This is a genomic window from Psychrobacter glacincola (assembly GCF_904846215.1).
Lineage (GTDB): Bacteria > Pseudomonadota > Gammaproteobacteria > Pseudomonadales > Moraxellaceae > Psychrobacter > Psychrobacter glacincola.
In genome coordinates this window covers 52,159-72,193 of sequence record NZ_CAJGZK010000013.1, presented here as the reverse complement: position 1 = coordinate 72,193, position 20,035 = coordinate 52,159, and the positions used below count along the sequence as shown (strand labels likewise).

Annotated in this window: 14 protein-coding genes; 3 read left to right on the top strand and 11 right to left on the bottom strand. The window is 43.0% G+C overall.

Annotation, left to right across the window (positions count from 1 at the left end):
- Positions 1-153 precede the first annotated feature (153 nt).
- The 4 genes from JMW90_RS08885 to JMW90_RS08870 all read right to left on the bottom strand — a co-directional run bounded on the left by JMW90_RS08885 (position 154) and on the right by JMW90_RS08870 (position 5,147).
- On the bottom strand, positions 154-834 hold the full coding sequence (locus JMW90_RS08885) for a hypothetical protein (protein ID WP_201563322.1): 681 nt from the start codon (positions 832-834) through the stop codon (positions 154-156).
- Between the two features lie 729 nt (positions 835-1,563).
- Positions 1,564-2,355, bottom strand: coding sequence for a PD-(D/E)XK nuclease domain-containing protein (locus JMW90_RS08880; protein ID WP_227691917.1), 792 nt, complete (start codon positions 2,353-2,355; stop codon positions 1,564-1,566).
- Positions 2,352-3,635, bottom strand: coding sequence for a restriction endonuclease subunit S (locus JMW90_RS08875; protein WP_201563320.1), 1,284 nt, complete (start codon positions 3,633-3,635; stop codon positions 2,352-2,354). The genes JMW90_RS08880 and JMW90_RS08875 overlap by 4 nt, the downstream gene beginning before the upstream one ends.
- 3 nt (positions 3,636-3,638) lie before the next feature.
- Entirely contained in the window at positions 3,639-5,147 is a 1,509-nt protein-coding gene (locus JMW90_RS08870; RefSeq protein WP_201563318.1) for a type I restriction-modification system subunit M, read from the bottom strand.
- Positions 5,148-5,427: 280 nt separating this feature from the next.
- On the opposite strand from JMW90_RS08870, the gene JMW90_RS08865 reads away from it, so the two are divergent.
- The 3 genes from JMW90_RS08865 (at position 5,428) to cls (ending at position 10,128) form a co-directional block, all read left to right on the top strand.
- The gene (locus tag JMW90_RS08865) at positions 5,428-7,089 is read left to right on the top strand and encodes an RNA-binding domain-containing protein (protein WP_201563316.1); all 1,662 of its coding nucleotides are present in this window, start codon (positions 5,428-5,430) and stop codon (positions 7,087-7,089) included.
- Between the two features lie 721 nt (positions 7,090-7,810).
- On the top strand, positions 7,811-8,605 hold the full coding sequence (locus JMW90_RS08860; protein ID WP_201563314.1) for a YdcF family protein: 795 nt from the start codon (positions 7,811-7,813) through the stop codon (positions 8,603-8,605).
- Positions 8,606-8,688: 83 nt separating this feature from the next.
- Positions 8,689-10,128, top strand: coding sequence for a cardiolipin synthase (gene cls, locus JMW90_RS08855; protein ID WP_201563312.1), 1,440 nt, complete (start codon positions 8,689-8,691; stop codon positions 10,126-10,128).
- A gap of 202 nt (positions 10,129-10,330) precedes the next feature.
- On the opposite strand, the gene JMW90_RS08850 is transcribed toward cls, so the two are convergent.
- From JMW90_RS08850 to rsmH, 7 genes are all read right to left on the bottom strand, one after another.
- Positions 10,331-11,302, bottom strand: a complete 972-nt coding sequence (locus JMW90_RS08850; protein WP_201563310.1) for a putative RNA methyltransferase — start codon at positions 11,300-11,302, stop codon at positions 10,331-10,333.
- Positions 11,303-11,452: 150 nt separating this feature from the next.
- On the bottom strand, positions 11,453-12,571 hold the full coding sequence (gene mraY, locus JMW90_RS08845; protein WP_201563308.1) for a phospho-N-acetylmuramoyl-pentapeptide-transferase: 1,119 nt from the start codon (positions 12,569-12,571) through the stop codon (positions 11,453-11,455).
- 3 nt (positions 12,572-12,574) lie between these two features.
- Positions 12,575-14,011 carry a UDP-N-acetylmuramoyl-tripeptide--D-alanyl-D-alanine ligase gene (locus tag JMW90_RS08840; RefSeq protein ID WP_201563306.1) on the bottom strand — a complete coding sequence of 479 codons (1,437 nt, stop codon included), beginning with the start codon at positions 14,009-14,011 and terminating at the stop codon, positions 12,575-12,577.
- A 103-nt stretch (positions 14,012-14,114) separates the two neighbouring features.
- Positions 14,115-15,836, bottom strand: coding sequence for a UDP-N-acetylmuramoyl-L-alanyl-D-glutamate--2,6-diaminopimelate ligase (locus JMW90_RS08835; protein WP_201563304.1), 1,722 nt, complete (start codon positions 15,834-15,836; stop codon positions 14,115-14,117).
- A gap of 71 nt (positions 15,837-15,907) precedes the next feature.
- Complete coding sequence (locus JMW90_RS08830) at positions 15,908-17,983, bottom strand: peptidoglycan D,D-transpeptidase FtsI family protein (RefSeq protein WP_201563302.1); 2,076 nt, start codon at positions 17,981-17,983, stop codon at positions 15,908-15,910.
- Positions 17,980-18,492, bottom strand: coding sequence for a cell division protein FtsL (gene ftsL, locus JMW90_RS08825; protein ID WP_201563300.1), 513 nt, complete (start codon positions 18,490-18,492; stop codon positions 17,980-17,982). The genes JMW90_RS08830 and ftsL overlap by 4 nt, the downstream gene beginning before the upstream one ends.
- Positions 18,493-18,704: 212 nt before the next feature.
- On the bottom strand, positions 18,705-19,871 hold the full coding sequence (gene rsmH / locus JMW90_RS08820; protein ID WP_227691916.1) for a 16S rRNA (cytosine(1402)-N(4))-methyltransferase RsmH: 1,167 nt from the start codon (positions 19,869-19,871) through the stop codon (positions 18,705-18,707).
- Positions 19,872-20,035: the final 164 nt, after the last annotated feature.

Here is a 20,035-nt window from a genome sequence, read left to right as displayed (position 1 = left end):
GTCCAACCACCAATCCACACTTACTCTTCAATAAGCGCTAATAGTCCAGCTTGGTGAGCAAAGATAAGGCGGAACACTTTGAGCTGAATTCTTCTGCGAAGTTGATGCTAGGGTTGGTCATATTCTTATAGTTATTGCATAATGAACGTAGAGCTAGTCACGACATTTTTTATAAATTGATGAATTATCGTTCCAATCAGCTTTAATACGCACACTCTTATCTGGTAAATATTTATAATTTATCGTGTGTATGACTGGGTCTGCTTCATAATAAAAAGCGCCTATGACATTCAATTCATTCGAAGATATAGGATCTACTTTGATAACGTCGAATCGCTGAGTACCATTTGAAGAACCTTTGTTCTCACTTAAAAATGCTTGCTCGCGACTTGATTTGGGATACTGACATTCACCCCAAGCGCCTTGATACTTCTTAGGAACAATGCTGGACTGCTTAGAATAGACGTAAGAACCGTTAAACGCCCTTTCAGTAGACGTACAATTACTTAAGTTCCTTAGTTGAATTTCGTTAGATAAAAAATCAACCTCGACTCTGCAACCTAAGTTTGATTGATAGTCTAGATAACCACTCTCTGGTACCGTAAAAATAACAGTGCTACCGTCTTGAATAGGCTTAGCTTTGCTAGCGATAACAAAGCTAGAGTCACCAATCATATTGGCAAGAAACAGCTCGTAGTGTTTAGCACCCTCATATTCAAAACTGCTTAGATGTACTCGTTTATTGGTGCCGCTGACATAGACGCCTTCTACTACAGGAGCAGCCATAGCGGTCAAAGGTAGTATGGAAAATATTACTAAAGCTTGTTTTAACATTAAATGACGCCTTTTTAAGATGCACTTTTCTTAATAGTAGTTTAATGGTTCTTACAACGCACCTCTACTCTTCTTTCCAATCGAGACATAGCGTTTGTTTGGTTTTATTTATTGTAGCTGATACTGTCATAAAAAAGACAACAAAAAACCGCCAAGGTTGCGCGTTACCCAAAGGGCTTAGCAGCGTGGCGGTTATATTGAATACAGACTAATCAATAATGGCTATCATATCAATATTTATTAACTCTTGACTATGGTTGGGTCGAATGAATATAATTGCCATATGCTAATGCTTTTGTATAATTTATTAGCAAACGACTTCTCTAGTGGTTGGGTTTACACTTAGTGCTCTCTTACTGATTCCCATGGATCTATCCTTTGAGCTACAAGTCAAAGTGTTGTTTTCTGTACTTAGAACGTATAGATACTTAAAAAGGAGAAACGGCGATGAATAAGTTGAAAAATTACGTAAGTTGGAGCGCGGTATACTGGGAGTGCAGCTGCAAGTAAGCACTAGTGCCAATCCGTTGTGGAGAGTAGTACCGTAGGTGCAATTCCTTAGCTCCCTCCAAATTCAAAACCGCCTAAATTAGGCGGTTTTTCTATTCTGTAATTCAGTGATATTTTAAGGCATCTAACCACGTAACAAGTTGTGTAGAGTCAGTTCAATATACCTAACTAAGAAATTATGAAAATTGAAAGTAAGCGTATTAATTTTTTTGCAATTCCTTACGACTTTGGACGAATAAACACCGACACAGGAATACCATTCGTGTCTTTACTCAAATCGTTCTCTATTCCTTTAGGATTAGCTATAAAACCGTCAGGATCGTAAACAAAACAAATAATCCGTTTGCAATCTGGATGTGCTTGATACCGCTGCGAATCAACAATAAGCTGCTCACCAACCTCTTTCGCTCTAAGCGTTTTACGGCTTTTTTTGAGCTCTATAATAATCTGTTCTTTCTTCAATAAGAAGTCAGTTCGAGAAGCTGCGCCTGCATAACTTGGCGTATATTCTTCAGGTCGAACATCATCAAAATATAGTTTCAATAAAGCATGAAATAAATCTTGTACGTCATACTCATCATTTATATCAAGAGTATCTCTATTGCTATACCTGTGACTTAACTGTCGACATACTTGATGAAAACGGTTCATAATACGTTCAATATTTTCATTTGCTGAAGAATCATCTTCCATATTTTCTTTAGACTCTTTCCAAAATTCTTTAACTTCATCTCTCATAGATTGCAAAATAGTCATTGCTGAAGTAATTCCTTTTTCATAGACTTTTTGTGTATCAGAGCTTGTGGTATTGCCTGTTGCATAGCGTAAAGAATACCTTACTTTCGAAAAATCTATCTTTTGATTTGACTCTTCTCCAAAAATATAACCTATAGTTACTAGAGTATCTCTTTTCCATTTTTCAAAATCTGATTCAAATCTGGTTTTGTTTTTTAAAGATTGTGCTCTTTCTATTAAGCTCTCTAGCTTTTCAATTGCATCTTGTTTTTTCATTTTAATTCCCCATCAACCACCACCCGCTTCTTACCCGTCAACAAAACCTGCATCAACGCCTTTTTCTCTTGCTGCAAATCAGTTAATTGCTGCTCAAGCAACTCAATTTCTTTATCGGCATTGGTTAACACGGTGGCGATTTTTTGTTGTTCAGATAGTGTAGGTATTTTTAATTTGATATTTTTCAGATCTTTCCAGTAAATTGCAGCAACACTGGTACTACCAGCAGACAAAGAGCTGATCAAAGACTTTCCTTTACCATACGTCAGATACAAACACATAAAATCAGTATTGATATTTCGATTAAAAGTTATCCTATTAATATTATTATCGAACGTTGCTTCTACTTGCTGCTCTTTCCAGACAGCCGACTTCCCAACTAATTCAGGAGTGTTTCTCGTATTAAATAAGAAGTCACCATTTTTAAGAATAAGGCTTTCATCTACTTTAGACTTAGGTAGAGTCTCTAATTTGTCAAAACTAAATCCACCCCAAGTTAAATTACCCATTTTTATAAGGGGAATAGTACTTGTCTCTTCTACATCTTTCGTTCTTTCACTAGTACCAAGTTGAGTTTTTATTACAATATCTTCTAGCTTAAGCCTTTCCCACTCACCCTCAAAGCTTTTCCCTGACTCATCAAGCAACCGCTTTTTACCCTTCAGCAACTGCTGCATTAAGGCTTTTTTCTGCTGGGTACTATTGTCAATTAAACGCTCAGTCGTGCTAATCGCTCTATCCCAAGTCGATAGGATTTTGGCGATTTTTTGTTGTTCTGGGAGAGGTGGAATTTGAATTTCTAAATCAAGGTATTCTGGGGTGCGGATGTGGACTTGGGTACTTCCGACCATAATTCTTTGCATTACTTTTCTATAAAAAGACGTATTACTCAAATATGAAAGATACTTTTTATCAAGATCATCATTAAGTTTTAGCCCGTATACTCCTTGAGATAGAATATATTTTTCTTCACTAGTAAAATTAACTACCGTTCCTATAGTTGGTCCGGTTGGAACAAGATCTCGAAGAGTAGTTATAGTATAAGAATTATCGACAATAGAACGCTTGTTATTACTAGCAAATTCATTAGTACAATAGGTAGGGCTTTCAATCAACAATTCGCCAGTAGGCTGGATAGCTTTTTTTGGTATGACAGGAAATCCAACATCACTGAAGTCACTTGGACGTAGTGCAGCACCACCTTTATGCCCTAAAACATAAGAACCTATTTTTTTAGAAGTCCAGTCTAAAGGTGTTTCTTCTTTAGCTAATAGTCGCATAGATCAATACCCCAAACTGTTTAAAGAATCCGCCATCTCAATCTCTAAACTTTCTAATTCAGCCTTTAACTCAAGACGCTCAGCACGCACCGCCTCCAAATCAATCTCCGCCTCTTCCTCAAAGGTATCGACATAGCGTGGAATATTTAGATTAAAATCATTTTCTTTAATCTCATCGAAACTTGCCAGATACGCGTATTTATCGACGCTTTCCCGCGCCTTATAAGTCTCAATGACTTTAGCAATATTATCCTCAGTGAGCTGGTTTTGATTTTTACCGGATTTGAATTCATTACTCGCATCGATAAACAATACTTTGTCATCAGTTTTATTCTTTTTAAACAGTAATATCGCGGCTGGAATCCCCGTCCCAAAGAACAGCTTTTCCGGTAAGCCAATCACCGTATCGAGTAAGTTTTCTTCGATGAGTTGCTGACGAATTTTGCCTTCACTAGATGCACGGAACAGTACGCCATGCGGTACGACCACACCCATTCTGCCAGTGCTTGGCTTTAGCGTTTCGATCATATGACTGATAAAGGCATAGTCGCCCTTGGTCTTGGGCGGTACACCGCGATGGAAGCGACCATAGGGATCACTACTGGCATCTTCATGACCCCATTTATCCAGCGAAAACGGCGGGTTGGCGGTCACCACATCGAACTGTAATAAGTGCTTGCCGTCTTTGTCGAGGAGCAGCGGATTACGGATGGTATCGCCCCACTCGATACGGTGGTTGTCCTCACCGTGTAGGAACATATTCATCTTTGCCAGTGCCCATGTCGAGCCAATGGCTTCTTGACCGTATAGCGCATACTTTTTAGAATTTGAGTTTTTGCGTACCATCGCCCCGCACTTGATGAGTAGCGACCCTGAACCGCAAGCAGGATCACAGATTTCATCACCTTCGACAGGCTCAAGGATAGTCGCCAGTAAATTAGATACCTCGGGCGGTGTATAAAACTCACCAGCCGTCGCCCCACTACTGGCCGCAAAGTGCTTGATTAAAAACTCATAGGCATTACCAATCACATCCAAGCTACCCACGCGCTCAACGCTTAGGTTGAGGATCTCTTTGCCAAAGTCTTCTAATAAATGGCGTAGTAGCTCGTTCTTTTGCTTTTCTTGACCCAATTTATCGGTGTTAAAGCTGATATCTTGGAAGACGTTTTTAAGCTTAGTACCGTTGGCTTCCTCTAAAGCATGGAGCGCCTCATCAATGCGCTGACCATTACCCGGCTGATGACGCTGCTCGTATAGATCCCAAAAGCTGGCACCCTCAGGCAACACAAAACGCTGTTTCGACATCATGGCGTGAATCAGCTCTGGATTGTCGCCAAACTGCTCAACCAGCTTGTTGTACTCATCGCGATAAACGTCAGACAGATACTTGAGAAATAGCATGGTTAAGATAAAGTCTTTATAGGTATCGGCGCTGATGACCCCACGGAAGGTGTCACAAGCGTTCCAGACGGCTTTATTGATATCGTCTTGATTGATTTGGCTGGGCATTTATTATTCCTAGATACTTTTGAAGGGGTGCATCGTTGTAGTGATTAAGGACAGTGCGATCAACTCGCTTTGCTTAGAAGTATAGCGCACATTGCAGCTTCCCATCAGGCGCGATCCGCTACAACTTTTAAGTTTAGAAGAGTTTTATTAGTTGTAATATACGCTGGTAGTCTTTTAACTATTTAGTAGCACTTCTATATATGAATTTACAATTAGTGTCACTCAAGGTTGATTCTCGCTTATAATCGTATTACAAAATTATTTTAGTAATGAAAACGATATGAACACCCAGGATATTAGACATCTTATAAGCCTAGGCGAAAGCTTAACGACTGAATTTAAAAGTGACCTTAGTAAACTACCTGACAACGATTTAGTTGCGGCTGTAGTTGGTCTTGCCAATACGCAAGGTGGATATCTAATAGTCGGGATAGAAGATAACGGTAAGATTACTGGCTTACATAAAAAACACCAGAATATGCAAGGCTTAGCTAGCCTAATTGCTAGTCGTACTGTTCCCTCGTTATCAGTTAAAACTGAACAGATTACAGTCAACAGCTTACCCATTGCCATTATTTATGTTCCAAGCTCTAATACTCTTGTTGCTACTTCTGATGGGCTAATACAAAGAAGGCGCTTGAAAGCTGACGGCTCCCCTGAATCTATTCCTTTTCATCCACATGAGTTTATGCAAAGACAGTCGACTCTAGGTGTAATAGACCCTTCTGCAATACCTATGATGGATATTTCATCTGATGCTTTAGACCCTTTACAAAGACAACGTTTACGCAACGCTATCAAACGATATGGTGGTGACAACGCACTTGCTGCTCTTGATGATGAACAACTAGATGGCGCATTGCGTTTAGTCATTGAGGTTGAAGGTAATAAGCATCCTACACTCACAGGACTACTTTTTTTAGGCACAGTAGAGCTGCTAAGAGATTATTTGCCTTCTCATGAAGTCGCATTTCAAGTATTGAATGGCACTAATGTTAAAGTTAATGAATTTTTTAAAAAGCCTCTGCTCGAAACTTTTGAAGAGGTAGAGCTACTCTTTCGTGCCAGAGTAACTGAAGAAGAAATCCAAATTGGATTGTTTCGTACCCCCATTCCTAACTATGATCGTCAGGCTTTTAGAGAAGCATTTGTTAATGCCTTGGTTCACAGAGACTATCATCGCCTAGGTATGGTACAAGTTAAACTTGATGACACGGGCCTTACCATAAGTAGTGCAGGTGGGTTTGTCGAAGGTGTTAATCTAAATAACTTATTAGTTGTAGCACCTCGATCTCGTAATCCTTTGCTTGCTGACGTAATGAAGCGTATTGGGCTGGCTGAACGGACTGGGCGAGGTATAGACCGAATTTATGAAGGGATGTTGCGTTATGGTCGCCCTGCGCCAGATTACAGTATGTCAGATACTAGTGCTGTGAGCTTATATATGGCTAATGCTGGTGCTGATGTAGAATTTGTAAGAATGATTGTTGAACAAGAAGAAAGAACAGGTAATATGCCAATCGATTCCTTAATTATCCTAAGTCGATTACGAGATGAACGCCGTTTAACCACTGCTGAACTCATACCCTCTATCCAAAAGCCTGAAACACAAGTTAGATCTGTATTAGGACGGCTCACTGAAACAGGGCTTATAGAAGCTCATGGTCAAGGGCGCGGTCGCAGTTACACTCTAAGCAGTCGAGTGTATAAAGAGTTGGGCGAACAGATTAAATATGTTCGGCAAACTGGTGCTGACGCTATCCAACAAGAGCAAATGATAATTAGCTTTGTTAGATTAAATGGCTCAATAAGGCGTGCTGATGTAATGGACTTATGCAAACTAGATAAAGACAGAGCTTCTCGATTATTAAAAAACATGAAAAAAAACAACTTACTAGAGCTACATGGTCGTGGTGGAAATGCACATTACACGGCGAAATAGGATACGCACTATCACGCACTATCACGCACTATCACGCACTAACGCGCACTAACGCGCACTAATCTCGGCTCATGAGCAAACTGCAAAATTGTGTAAGGATGCTATAGAAGACAATATATTTCATTTTTTGATGATAATATATATCTCATCTCTACTGGCTATAGACTCTCGTCCGTGATGAAACCTTATGTAACATTTAGTTACAATTTATTGTAAGATAAATCTTACTATTTATCTTACATCCAACACTTGAATTATGTTGGTCTAATAGTTGGTCTATAATGATTAACATTAATAAAAACCCCTATAAATCAATAACCTGTAACTATAGTTTGACTTCCTCCTTCACCGCCAATCTTATCAGATCTAATAATTTCTCCTGCTTCCCTAGCTGTCTGAACACCGCCTAAACACCTTTTAGAGTGCTTAAAATAAGTATCATAGATTCTTCACACTTATTTTTTAACATTCATCTTCTGCGACTTTCCTATCATTAAACTCACTTTAGTAAACGATTTCTCCAACTTTTAACTGCTCTAACCCTATCTTCTATATTTGGTATGACATCCACCTTTCCTAGTAACAACAATGAGACGTCATCTAAAAACAGGATGCGTTATCATGGTATTCTTTGGTCTCTTATCAGACACTTTATTGTGTCTAAACCCATATCATCGTAGAAGATTCATTGAATATATTGCACTTAAATAATCGTATGCTCATGCCAAAAAATCCAACTATAGTAGTACGAGTTGTATTAACCATTATCGGCAGCGTTATGATTGTCGACTGTTTAGTTTTAATGGTGTTGGGGAAAATTAACTTTGGCTCTGTTGTACCTTTTCTAGTGGGCATGGTATTTGTGATTCATGGTATTTTTTGGCATGACATTGGCAAGTTTGTCCACCAAAGCCGTTGGTTAAGCCTTATGTGGTATGCACTATGGACAATGTTTTTTATCTGGCTTATCAGTTTTGGCGTTTTTATTTATATATTACAGCAGCAGATTAAATTAAGCGCCAAACCCATGCCTGAAGTCGCTGCCATCATTGTGCTAGGGTCAGGTACGGTCGCAGGCAAACCCACACCAACACTTGCCAAGCGCTTGGATACTGCTGCGCCCCTTATCGATTCACAAAAAAGCGCGTTGGTCATTACTAGCGGTGGCATGGGTTTTGGTCAGACACGCAGCGAAGCCCACATTATGGCAACCTACTTGTACGATTCATATGACATTCCTCTTAAGCATATTTTTCAAGAAAGTCAGAGCACAAGCACAGCAGAAAACCTCATTTATAGCCAAGAGATATTAGCGGCAAAAGGCATTTCTATCGCAGCACCCATCGCTATCGTGACCAGTGACTTCCATATTATTCGCGCGGCAAACATTGCTCGCCATCAAGGCTATCAGCAGCCCATTATGCTCGCCAGTCCTACTCCGTTATCAATTCGCTATAACGCGTGGTTTCGAGAGTACTTCGCCTTTGTCAGTGGCTGGCTTTTTGGAGAATACTAGACGGTTTGCATGCCACTTCTCTTCTTGATGAATTAGAGCGACTGAAACTTTTTGGATATAAAACAATAATAAGGGATACCGTTATGATCGTAGATATTTTGTTGACCATACATTTTATCCTGCTGATACTGATTTCTCTACGGGTCTTATCTCGTCATGATTTGACCTCGCCTGCCAGATTGGCATGGATTGTCATCCTATTTATTTTGCCTTATTTTGGCGTGCTGATTTACTGGATGTTTGGTGAGGTACATTTAGGTCATGACTTTGGGCAAAAACGCGACGATATTATTAAGCAATTAAATACTCATAGCCCAAGCGTTCTTGGTCATGAGGCGACGTTAGAGAAGGTTATCAAGCCCGCCTATCAAGCCTCCTTTGCCTACGCGGCAAAAGCCACCGGTTTCCATACCATGGAGGGCAATCAGGCGGAGCTCATGGCAGATGCAAGCGAGACCCGTAGACGCATGATTGCCGATTTTGATGCTGCAACAGACCATATCCATGTACTGTATTACATTTGGCTCGTTGATGGCATGGGTATTGATACCGCGCAAGCCCTCATCCGAGCAGCAAAGCGCGGTGTCATTTGTCGGGCGATGGTCGATGGCATGGGTTCACGGAAGATGGTAAGCTCAAAGATATGGCAAGAAATGAGAGATGCTGGCGTACAAGTCAGTGTCGCTCTGCCTTTGATCAATTTTGTAAAAGTCATGCTGTTTAGCCGTATTGATCTGCGTAATCACCGCAAAATTACTGTCATTGATGGCAAAATTGGCTACTCTGGCAGTCGAAACTGCGCCGATCCTGAATTTATGGTGAAACCAAAATATGCTCCGTGGGTCGATATTATGCTGCGTATCGAAGGACCTGTCGTTGCACAAAACCAGATGCTCTTCGCCAGTGATTGGCTGATTGAAAACCCTGATACTCCGCTTGATAGTTTCTATTATGACAGCACGCCAAAGCCAAACGGCTTCCCCGCCCAAGTCTTTTCAGATGGTCCCACTCAACGTCATGGCAGCACGCCGCAGTTTCTGGGTGCTTTAATTAGTCAAGCCCAAGATACACTGATTATCTCAACACCTTATTTCGTGCCCGATTATTCACTCGTTAGCATCTTATGCGCGACTGCCTATCGCGGGGTTGACGTGACGATGATTTTTCCAAAAAACAACGACTCTTTTATCGTCGCCGCGACCAGTCACAGTTATTATTGGCAATTGCTTGAAGCGGGGGTAAAAATTTATGAATACAGACCAGGATTGCTACACGCAAAGACCCTGACGGTCGATGGTGAGATTGGCTTGATTGGCTCGACCAATTTGGATTTGCGTAGCTTTGATTTGAATTATGAGAATAACATCGTTTTTAGTGATAAAAAACTGACTGCTGATATTGTGGAGCGCCAACATCAGTATATTGCTGATTCAGATGAAGTGACGCGTGAGGAAGTCAAAAGTTGGCCATTGTCTTATAGAATTTGGAACAACATCGTTGCTACGATGGGACCTGTTTTATAGACCATGTTTGATAAGTTACAACTTAATGGAGTCAGTCATAAACAGTCAGTCATAAATAATAGAAATACAAATATTATAGCGCACTACTGGGGTTAATTTCTCTTGCTTGCTATGCCTACGCAAACAAAGTCTGCGAATAATTAATCCCAGTGGCGCTGTACTCTTTTAAAAATGGGTCAACTATAAGCTCAGTTAATCAGCCTTATGCAACCGCTATTTTCTGCAAAACATACACAACAAACTTAGCTTCAGTTATAAATATTTCGGTTGCCACTTTTGCTAATAACGCTTGTCTTTTTTCGCTACGCGCACGATAAGCATAGGGGGTCATGGTCATCAAATCAGCCAAATCATTTATTGCTAATGTCATCTCAGTACTGACATGATACGTATTCATCAGCGTAAAATAGGGTGCTAATTCGTGTAAAAACTTATCAGAATCATGCTCACGGACGTCATCAAACAAAGCGTCACGCATCGTCGCTAAGTGCCCGACATCTGGCTTAGCAATGATTAGATAACCCTCAGCGCTTAGCACTTTATTGAATGCTTCTGGCAAGATAGGACTAAAAATGCTGCTTATCCCCGTCACACTATGCGCGCGTAATGGTAAATGAGCAGCACTGGTTACCAGTGGATAAATCGCTGCTGTTTTAGAGCCGTCAGCTATTTTAGAGCCGTCATGCTGATTTTGCTGATACCAGAGACTACCTTTCGCCTTACTCGCTTTAGCAAGCTCTACCACGGCAGGTTTACTAATGTCTGCAGCAAGGAGAATATCCATGCCAGTTTGTGCCATTGTCTGGGTGTAATAGCCTTCACCGCAACCGATATCCAGCCAAGGAATAGGCTTGTTATTTGTCTTAGCGATTGGGGTATTGACCAACTTATTTTGCGCCAGTAATTCCGTTATCTTTTGACAAATGAGCGCCTGTAATGACTGATAATGTCCTTTATTCAAAAATCGCTTTCGCGCCTCAATAGATGCTTGGCTGTCTCCGGGATCTTTAGAATTTTTTTGTTGCACAGGTAACAGGTTGACGTAGCCTTGACGCGCCACATCAAACGGATGATTAATTTTCTTAGGATTTAGGCTGCCATCACAACGCCACGTATCTAATGCAGGCTGTAGTGGCGATTGACAAAGGGGACAAATAAATAAGGACACAAGCATCTCAAATCATAGCAATATGACTGCCATTTTACCAAAATTCAGCCATGCTAAGTAATATAAAGGTATCAGAAAAATCGATAGAAAATAAACACTAAAAAAGCCATCTCAAATTGATTGGGATGGCTTTTTTATTCATATCTTGTTGACGATTTAACGCAGCTTTAAGGTCATTAAGCCAAGAATGACAAGGACGATGGCGATAATCCAAAACCTTGCGACCACTTGGGTTTCTTTCCAGCCAATCTCTTCAAAGTGGTGATGCAATGGGGCCATGCGAAAGACGCGTTTTTTGCGTAGCTTATACGAACCCACTTGTACTATTACCGACAATGCTTCGGCGACAAAGAGTCCACCCATAATCGCAAAAGCGATTTCTTGACGGGTCATGACGGCAATCGTACCGAGCATCGCGCCCAGTGACAGCGCACCCACATCACCCATAAATACTTGCGCTGGATGAGCATTGAACCATAAGAAGCCAAGCCCTGCACCAATCATCGCGCCGCAGACAATAATCACCTCAGAATTATAGGCAATATAAGGGACATGCAAGTAATCAGCAAAGCGGACGTCACCGGAGACATATGCCATGGCCCCTAAGCCTGCCGCCACTAGAACTACTGGCAAAATAGCCAAGCCATCCAAGCCATCGGTTAAGTTGACGGCGTTAGATGCGCCATTAATCACAAAATAAGTAAAAATAATAAAGCCAATACCAAACGGCACTGCCGAAAATGGAATCATCCAATCTTTAAAGATAGGTATTAATAAATCCTGCATCTCGCGAGTCGTCGCAATATCTGGCTGCAGTGTGGCAATATAATATAAAGAAATGCCGACGAACAATGCGCCCATCGAAAGCCAAAAATATTTTTTGCGAGCGATTAGACCTTTTGGATTCTTATATTTAATTTTGAGCCAATCATCCGCCCAGCCAACCGCGCCAAAAATAATCATGACGATGAGCAAAATCCAGACATACGGATTATTCAAACGCGCCCAAAGCAAGGTTGATACCCCAATCGCACTTAAAATCAACACCCCACCCATGGTCGGGGTGCCAGTTTTGACCAAATGCGATTGTGGTCCATCATTACGAATGGCCTGACCGTACTTCAGCGACCGCAAGCGCCGAATAACGCGACTACCAAAAATCATGCTAAAGGCAAGGGCGGTAACGACCGCCAGTAACGCGCGCAGCGTCAAAGAAGAAACCGCATAAAACGGGGTATAATAATGACCAAGCCAGCTAAACAACCAAACTAACACCGCCTACTCCTCGACTAGCGCATTAATAAGTGTTTCCATTTCCATGGAACGAGAGCCTTTGAACAACACCGTACAAGGCTGAGCCTGCTGCGCTTGTAAATACGCCTGTAAATACTGCAATAAACTGTCTTTATCAGTGAACGCATGGGCACTGATATCAGAAATCTCTTGCGCACCTGCCACAGTATAAGGTGCATATTCACCAACGCAAAGCAGCACGTTAATACCCGTGGTCGCGATAGTCCGGCCCAAGCTTTGGTGCTCGCTAACTGCCGCCTCACCCAGCTCAGCAATATCGCCTAACACCATCACTTGCGTGCCGGTTTGCGCCGCCAATACTTTGGCAGCCGCCCGTACTGAGTGCGGATTGGCATTATAAGTATCATCAATCAAGCGATGCATACCAAGCAACTGACTGTTCAAACGTCCTTTGGCAGGACGTGCGTTTTCAAGCCCGATAACAATGTCACTAACATCAATATTTAACGCATGCGCACAAGCAGCAGCAGCTAACGCATTATTGACGTTATGCTCACCCGCTAGCGGCAAACTAATATCATGTACTTGGTTGCCGATATTCAGCTTAAATTCACTGCGTTCAGGCTCGACATCTAAATGGCTGGCACTGACATCGGTATTACCAAAGCCAATGACATGTGAGGTATAATTTTCCGCAATACGGCGTAGCTGATTGGTAAAGTCGTCTTTATCAGGCACAATCGCAAACTGGTTATCATTCAAGGTATGATAAATCTCAGCCTTGGTTTGGCAAATACCGTCACGGCTACCAAATTCACCCAAGTGCGCCGTTCCAATATTCAAAATACAAGCGACATCCGGCTGCACAATTTCTGTGGTATAAGCAATTTCACCAATATGATTGGCACCCAATTCCAGAATGGCATAGCGATGATGATCGGATAACTCAAGCAACATCATTGGTACGCCCAAGTCATTATTTAGGTTGCCACGGGTAATCAGCGTTGGGGCAAGTCTGCCAAAGATACTACCCAGCATCTCTTTGCAGGTGGTTTTTCCACTTGAGCCTGTAATGGCAATCACAGTCAAATCTTTATGCTGCTGACGACGATAAGACGCCAACTGCCCTAAGGCTAAACGGGTATCACTGACAACCAATTGTGGAATATCAGTAGAGATAGGACGTGAGACGATAGCAGCGACCGCGCCTTTTGAGGCAGCTAGCTCAATATAATCATGACCATCGAAATTGCCACCCGTTAGCGCCAAAAATATATCGCCCGCTTTTATCGTGCGGGTATCAGTGGCGATACGAGTGCTATTAACGCCATTGCTTGATTCTGCTTGCCCTGTCGCTGGCTGCCAATGCCCATCAAGTGCCGCTGTCGCCGCAAGCATATTATCTGCTTGCCAAACATACAGCCCTTGCGACTGAATCGTATTATCGTTTTCGGCTGTCATAATGATTACCTTATATGATGACTACTTAATATAAAATTAGTTATTTTTATCGTTAAATATGAATATGTGCAAATATAAAGAATTGGTTTAATACGGTTATGTTTTATACGCGTCCAGCTTGAGCCAAAGCTTGTTGCAAAATCACGCTATCATCAAAATCATAACGGACGTTATCAATTTCTTGATAAGTCTCATGACCTTTACCGGCGATAACCACGATATCATCGGCTGCTGCTTGACTGACGGCATATTCAATCGCTGTTTGGCGCGCAGGCTCAATATGGGTGCGCTGATATTGCTCAGCACTCATTCCTGCCTGCATATCTTGCAAAATCATATTTGGGTCTTCGGTACGTGGATTGTCCGCCGTCAAAACAACTTTATCCGCGCCTGCCAGCCCTGCTTGTGCCATCAATGGCCGCTTGCCGGTGTCACGATCGCCGCCACAGCCAAACACTGCCCATAACTGACCCTTACAATGGGTTTTTAAACTGGCGAGTACTTGGCTTAACGCATCTGGAGTATGGGCATAATCAACGATAAAGCAGCCATCATTAGACGGTACACGCTGCATACGTCCCACAGCACCTTGCAGCTGCGGGATAACGGCTGCAATGCGCTCAAGATTAATCCCTGTTTTATTACCAAGTGCTACGGCTGCCGCAATAGCGGCAAGCAAATTCGCCACGTTAAAACGCCCCAGTAATGGGCTAACGATATCTAAATGATTAACTTTGCCATCATCGAAATCTGTACGCAAGCTAACCTCAACACCTTGCAGACTTGGCTTGATATCAGCGGCGACAAAGGTAGCCTTTTTTGATGCATCCAAACTATATGTCCACACTATCAATTCGCTGGCGTGCGCCGTATCAAGCATAATCTGCGCATATTCGTCATCGATATTGATAATGGCATGGGTCAAATCTGCAAAATGTGCTTTATCAAAGAGCTTGGCTTTGGCTGCCGCGTACTCTGCCATATCGGCATGATAATCCAGATGATCACGGCTCAGATTGGTAAAAATTGCCACCGATACCGGCATACCTTGCAGACGCTGCTGATCCAAACCGTGTGAGCTGGCTTCCAATGCTAGTAGTTCAGTATTCTCAACTCCCATCTGATACAAGAACTGTTGCACAGCTAATGCGTCACCCGTGGTATGGCTGGCTTGTACCAAAGCACCTAGCTTGCCATTACCCGCCGTACCCATAACCCCGCTGCTCATGCCGGTGAGCTGGGTAAGTTGCGCAACCAATTGACTGATAGTCGTTTTGCCATTGGTGCCCGTCACGGCCACGACAGCTGGCAATGTCACAGGCTGTTGATACTGCAAACGCGCTTGAATCAAATCGCCCAAAAAATTACGAATATTAGGTACATATAAAACTGGGCAAGGTAGCGCTGTGAGTTGCTGCTGTGCGATGGATTTTGTATTATCAGTAGTCAATTCAAGATTAGCATGAGGCGGGACATGAGCGGTAGCAAGCAAAGCTAGAGGGTCGATTTCTGATAGGATAAAAGCCGCATTGTTAGCGGCTTGATACAGGTAGGCACGACTTTTTTGGCAGTTGGCTATATGACTTTTTAATAAGACAAACACATCGTTCGGCTCTAGCTGACGACTGTCTAAACGAAACTGCAGGAATGGAATATAAAGAAACGAATTCATTGGCTTTGAATCCGCCCCAATCAATGTCATCTGAGTCGATATTTTTTGCAATGCCTGCTCTATACCTACACCATGCCTGCTATTGCTGCTAGCTTCAATCAGCTGTTGTAAGGTGACTGTGATACTGCTTGGCGACGAGGGTGACAGGGTCATTGGCAAATCCTAAACGGTTAAGACACATCAAATGGTTAAGAGCTGCATATTAAAAAAACTTACTTTGATATCTACTGAGCTTCGGTTTTGAGCGGCTTATCTAAAGGCACATTATATAAGCGCAATGCCTCTTTCATGACGTTATGAAAAACAGGTGCCACTGTTAAACCAGCATAAATCTGACCTCGCGGGTCTTCGATTAACATGACACCGACTAGCCGTGGATTCGACGCTGGTGCCATACCCGCAAAGACGTTACGATACTGGTCGGTATAGTAGCCACCTTTTGGATTGATACGGCGCGAGGTCCCTGTTTTACCAGCAACGCGGTAACCATCAATAGCCGCCCCTTTAGCCGTACCGCCGTCTTCAGTGACGCTTTCCATCATCTGTACGATGGCCATCGCTTGTTCATGCGCCATAATACGTTTGCTTGGTAGCGCTTTGTCATTTTTATTCAACGTTAGCGGATGCATGACGCCACCTGCCGCCAGCGCTGAATAAGCTTGCGCTATCTGTGCCAGCGTCACCTGTATGCCATAGCCATAACTGACCGTTGCCCGTCTTGAGGTCTCTTTTTCTTCCGGTGTAACTACAAGCCCACTGCCTTCACCTGGGAATTGCAGCGGTGTTTTTGCCCCAAAGCCAAACTGCCTTTGCATGTTGGTAATGCCGTCAGCCGGTAGAGACAAAGCAATCTTGGTCGAGGCGACGTTACTAGATTTCTGTAGTAACGTTGCCATCGTGATCCGTCCTAGATTATTATGGTCACGAATCGTATAACCACGGACACGGATAGAGCCAGGATTGGTATCAATCAAGGTGGTAGCAGTATATTTCCCCGAGTCTAAAGCCGCAGCAACAGTGAACGGCTTCATGACTGAACCGGGTTCAAAGACATCAAGGAGCGCACGGTTTCGCTGATTTTCACCCGTCATCTCATTCAGATTATTTGAGTTAAATGACGGCCATGTCGATAGCGCCAATACTTCACCCGTTTGTACATCAACCACCATGCCCGTCGACCAGCGCGCTTTTTGTAAACGCCCCGCTTTCTCTAACTCTTTATAAAGCAAATATTGCAAACGCGAATCAATGGTCAATGTCACATCTTTGCCTGGTACTTCTGGCTCAACCTGCTTGATTTCTTTAAGGCTGTTTTGTTTGGCATCTTTGAGCACCAACACCTTACCATCGTCGCCCGCCAGCTGAGTTTCATACTGACGTTCGATACCAGCACGCCCCTCGTAACCACCTTCCGGATCGTTGGCATTTTGCCCCATGAAACCTAACAGCTGCGAATTGGGCTGTGGCTGCGGATAATAGCGCTGAAAGAAGTTTTTTTCATTAACACCAGGAAAATCCAGCGAGCTAACGCTTTCTGCAATCTCTGGCGTGACTTTATTCAATAGTGGTAAATAATGCGAGCCTGCACCCGATGGCAGTGCTGCTTTGACCGCTACTTCATCCGTTACATCGATAGTAGGGTCGATAGCCGTCACTCTTTTTAGCTCATCGACTGAGATATTGGCAGCAGCTGCAAGCGTCATCAGATCCATATTATCCAAGCGCTTTTGCATACGTGCGATAAGCTGGGGACTTTCAGGATTGGTGATAATAATACGCTTAAGCTCGTAGTATTCACGGGCATAGTCATGCGGGCTAAAAGAGACCGTCGCAAGTGGCGCACTAACAGCCAATGGCAGATCGTTGCGATCCGTAATCATGCCACGATAGGATTTTTGCGTGCGCACGCTGGTGATCAGCTCATTGCCTTTATCTTGATAAAACTGAGTATGAGCAACTTGAATATAGTAAGCACGACCGATAAGCCCCACTAAAATAAGCAGCGCTATGCCCCAAATCAGACGAAAACGGTTCTTATCCTGCTCAACACCGCCGCGAGAGGAAGCGCCAGATGCCTTACCCAAAAATGCTCTTTTGCTTTTTAGATTTTTAACACTGGTGTAAGCACCCTGCTCTTCATTCTTTTTTAAGCGACCAAAAAGTTTGGCTTTGCGACTGTCTGAGGCGTTGCTGTCGGCTTGCCCCGATTTGGCAGCACTAGCACGGCGTAATGGCTTAGTAACCTTGCCGCTAGCTGATTTTTTGCTGGTCGCTTTAGCATTGGGTTTTTTATCACTCATTGTCCTGCCTCCGCTAGGTCAGAATCGGTAGCAGCAGCCTTAACGGGTACATCACTCACAGCATCAGCTTCCAAAACATCAGAATCATTCGTCGTTACGCTATCTGAAGTACTGGCATCAGGGTTAACCAGCGCAACTGCTGTCGCAGCACCTGGCTGAATAATCAGCTTATCTTTGAGTGTTGGCGAAAACATCCCAAGCTCAGCAACGGCACGACTGGCAATCTGCGGCGTCGCACTAAAAGTCTGCTGTTCAATAAGCAGACGCTGATGCTCAACTTGTAATTTTCGCTCTTGTTTTTTCATGTCTTGCAAGGTTTTATAATCCTGATGATATTGCTGAACACCTTCAGCCGTTTTGATGCCACTCCATACAATACCAGCTGCCAGCAGTACCAATATAGCCACATAGATATTTGATATTTTAAATTTACGCACAAATAAGTCGCCAACATCGGTATTCGAGGGCGTTGCGGCGCGGCGGTTTGCAGGTTTGTCGGATATTGCCATGACAATCTCAAAAAAGTGAACTTCAAAATAGAAAAAGCGATAACCATTTACGAGTTATAAAACTCTTATAAGCCATCAGCACCATCAACAAAAACAATACCAAGCAAAAAAGTAACTGCTGAGCCTAGCAGATAATGTTTACAGCTTTTTAACAGCCGCGTAATCATTAAAACATTCAGTCATATTTAAGCCACATAATTTAATACTATTATTTATGGCTCAATATCTGTTAAATAATCAACATCGGTACGAGTCGCCATGCGTAACCATGCACTACGCGCGCGTGGATTATGGCTTGTCTCTGCTTTACTTGGACCGACGCGTTTGGGCTTACTAAAGTAACGCGGACGCTTGGGCGGCATTGGCAAATTCTCATCTTCTGGATATTGCCCTTTACTATGACGCTGCAAAAACTGCTTAATACGGCGGTCTTCCAACGAGTGAAAGCTGATGACTGCTAGCTGTCCGCCTGATTTTAATATCGGAATACTTTGTTCTAAAAAGTTATCGACATCACCAAGCTCATTGTTAATAAAAATACGCATCGCCTGAAAGCTTTGGGTCGCCGGATGTTTGCCACGTTGCCAATTGGGATGCGCAACTTTTATTACTTCTGCCAGCTCAAGCGTGGATTTATAACTGTCCATCTGCTTAATCGCACGCGCAATACGGCGGCTGTGGCGCTCTTCGCCAAACTCATAAAGCACATTGGCTAAGGTATCATCATCGACCGTCTCAAGCCACTCGGCAACCGACTGCCCGCGACTGGTGTCCATACGCATATCGACCGCACCATCGCGCATAAAGCTAAAACCACGACTGCCATCGTCAATCTGCGGTGACGAGATACCCAGATCTGCCATCAATCCATCAACTTGAGTGATACCCATTGCAGCGAGACTGTCCGTCAAGGTCGCAAAGCTATCGTGAACAACCTGCACGCGACTGTCTGTGCTTGCCAGCTCTTGCGCCACACGAATAGCGGTCGGGTCTTTATCAAAGACAATCAACGTGGCATCATCAGCAAGCTGGCTTAATAGTAGCCTACTATGACCACCGCGCCCAAAGGTCGCATCGACGTAGATGCCACTCATGTTTAAGCTGTTTTGACGATCACTACTTTGTTCGTCACTGCCTGTTTGCTTCGGTAGCGCTTTGACACCCAATACCGCAGCGACTGCTTCTTGCAATAGCACCGCATCATGCACAAAACTTAATTCATCAGGGTTTGCTGGTTCTTTAGCAGACTCTTGCGTGAGATTTTGAGTAGAATTATCTTCTACAGAAGACAGACTCGCCGCTGACATAGAATTATCAGGGTTAGAAGGATGGGTGCTAGCATTTGGCGGTTTTTTTGGCTTACTATTCGATATGGACACAAACAACTCAATAGATGATGGTCAAATTGACCGGTAATAGTAAAAAATCAGATGAAAATAAACAAGTTATGACTTTTCTAACATTATTATCGCAAGGATACACAGGTAGTCAAGCGCTAGAAGGGCATTTCGTCAAAAATATCCCATCTCTCTGTTATACTAGC

Excerpts from the sequence above, each read along its gene's own strand:
- JMW90_RS08885 (WP_201563322.1), bottom strand. The coding sequence starts at position 834 with ATGTTAAAACAAGCTTTAGTAATATTTTCCATACTACCTTTGACCGCT.
- cls (WP_201563312.1), top strand. The coding sequence starts at position 8,689 with ATGATCGTAGATATTTTGTTGACCATACATTTTATCCTGCTGATACTG.
- JMW90_RS08875 (WP_201563320.1), bottom strand. The coding sequence starts at position 3,635 with ATGCGACTATTAGCTAAAGAAGAAACACCTTTAGACTGGACTTCTAAA.
- JMW90_RS08860 (WP_201563314.1), top strand. The coding sequence starts at position 7,811 with ATGCCAAAAAATCCAACTATAGTAGTACGAGTTGTATTAACCATTATC.
- ftsL (WP_201563300.1), bottom strand. The coding sequence starts at position 18,492 with ATGGCAATATCCGACAAACCTGCAAACCGCCGCGCCGCAACGCCCTCG.
- JMW90_RS08880 (WP_227691917.1), bottom strand. The coding sequence starts at position 2,355 with ATGAAAAAACAAGATGCAATTGAAAAGCTAGAGAGCTTAATAGAAAGA.
- JMW90_RS08850 (WP_201563310.1), bottom strand. The coding sequence starts at position 11,302 with ATGCTTGTGTCCTTATTTATTTGTCCCCTTTGTCAATCGCCACTACAG.
- JMW90_RS08830 (WP_201563302.1), bottom strand. The coding sequence starts at position 17,983 with ATGAGTGATAAAAAACCCAATGCTAAAGCGACCAGCAAAAAATCAGCT.
- JMW90_RS08835 (WP_201563304.1), bottom strand. The coding sequence starts at position 15,836 with ATGACCCTGTCACCCTCGTCGCCAAGCAGTATCACAGTCACCTTACAA.
- JMW90_RS08870 (WP_201563318.1), bottom strand. The coding sequence starts at position 5,147 with ATGCCCAGCCAAATCAATCAAGACGATATCAATAAAGCCGTCTGGAAC.
- JMW90_RS08865 (WP_201563316.1), top strand. The coding sequence starts at position 5,428 with ATGAACACCCAGGATATTAGACATCTTATAAGCCTAGGCGAAAGCTTA.
- JMW90_RS08840 (WP_201563306.1), bottom strand. The coding sequence starts at position 14,011 with ATGACAGCCGAAAACGATAATACGATTCAGTCGCAAGGGCTGTATGTT.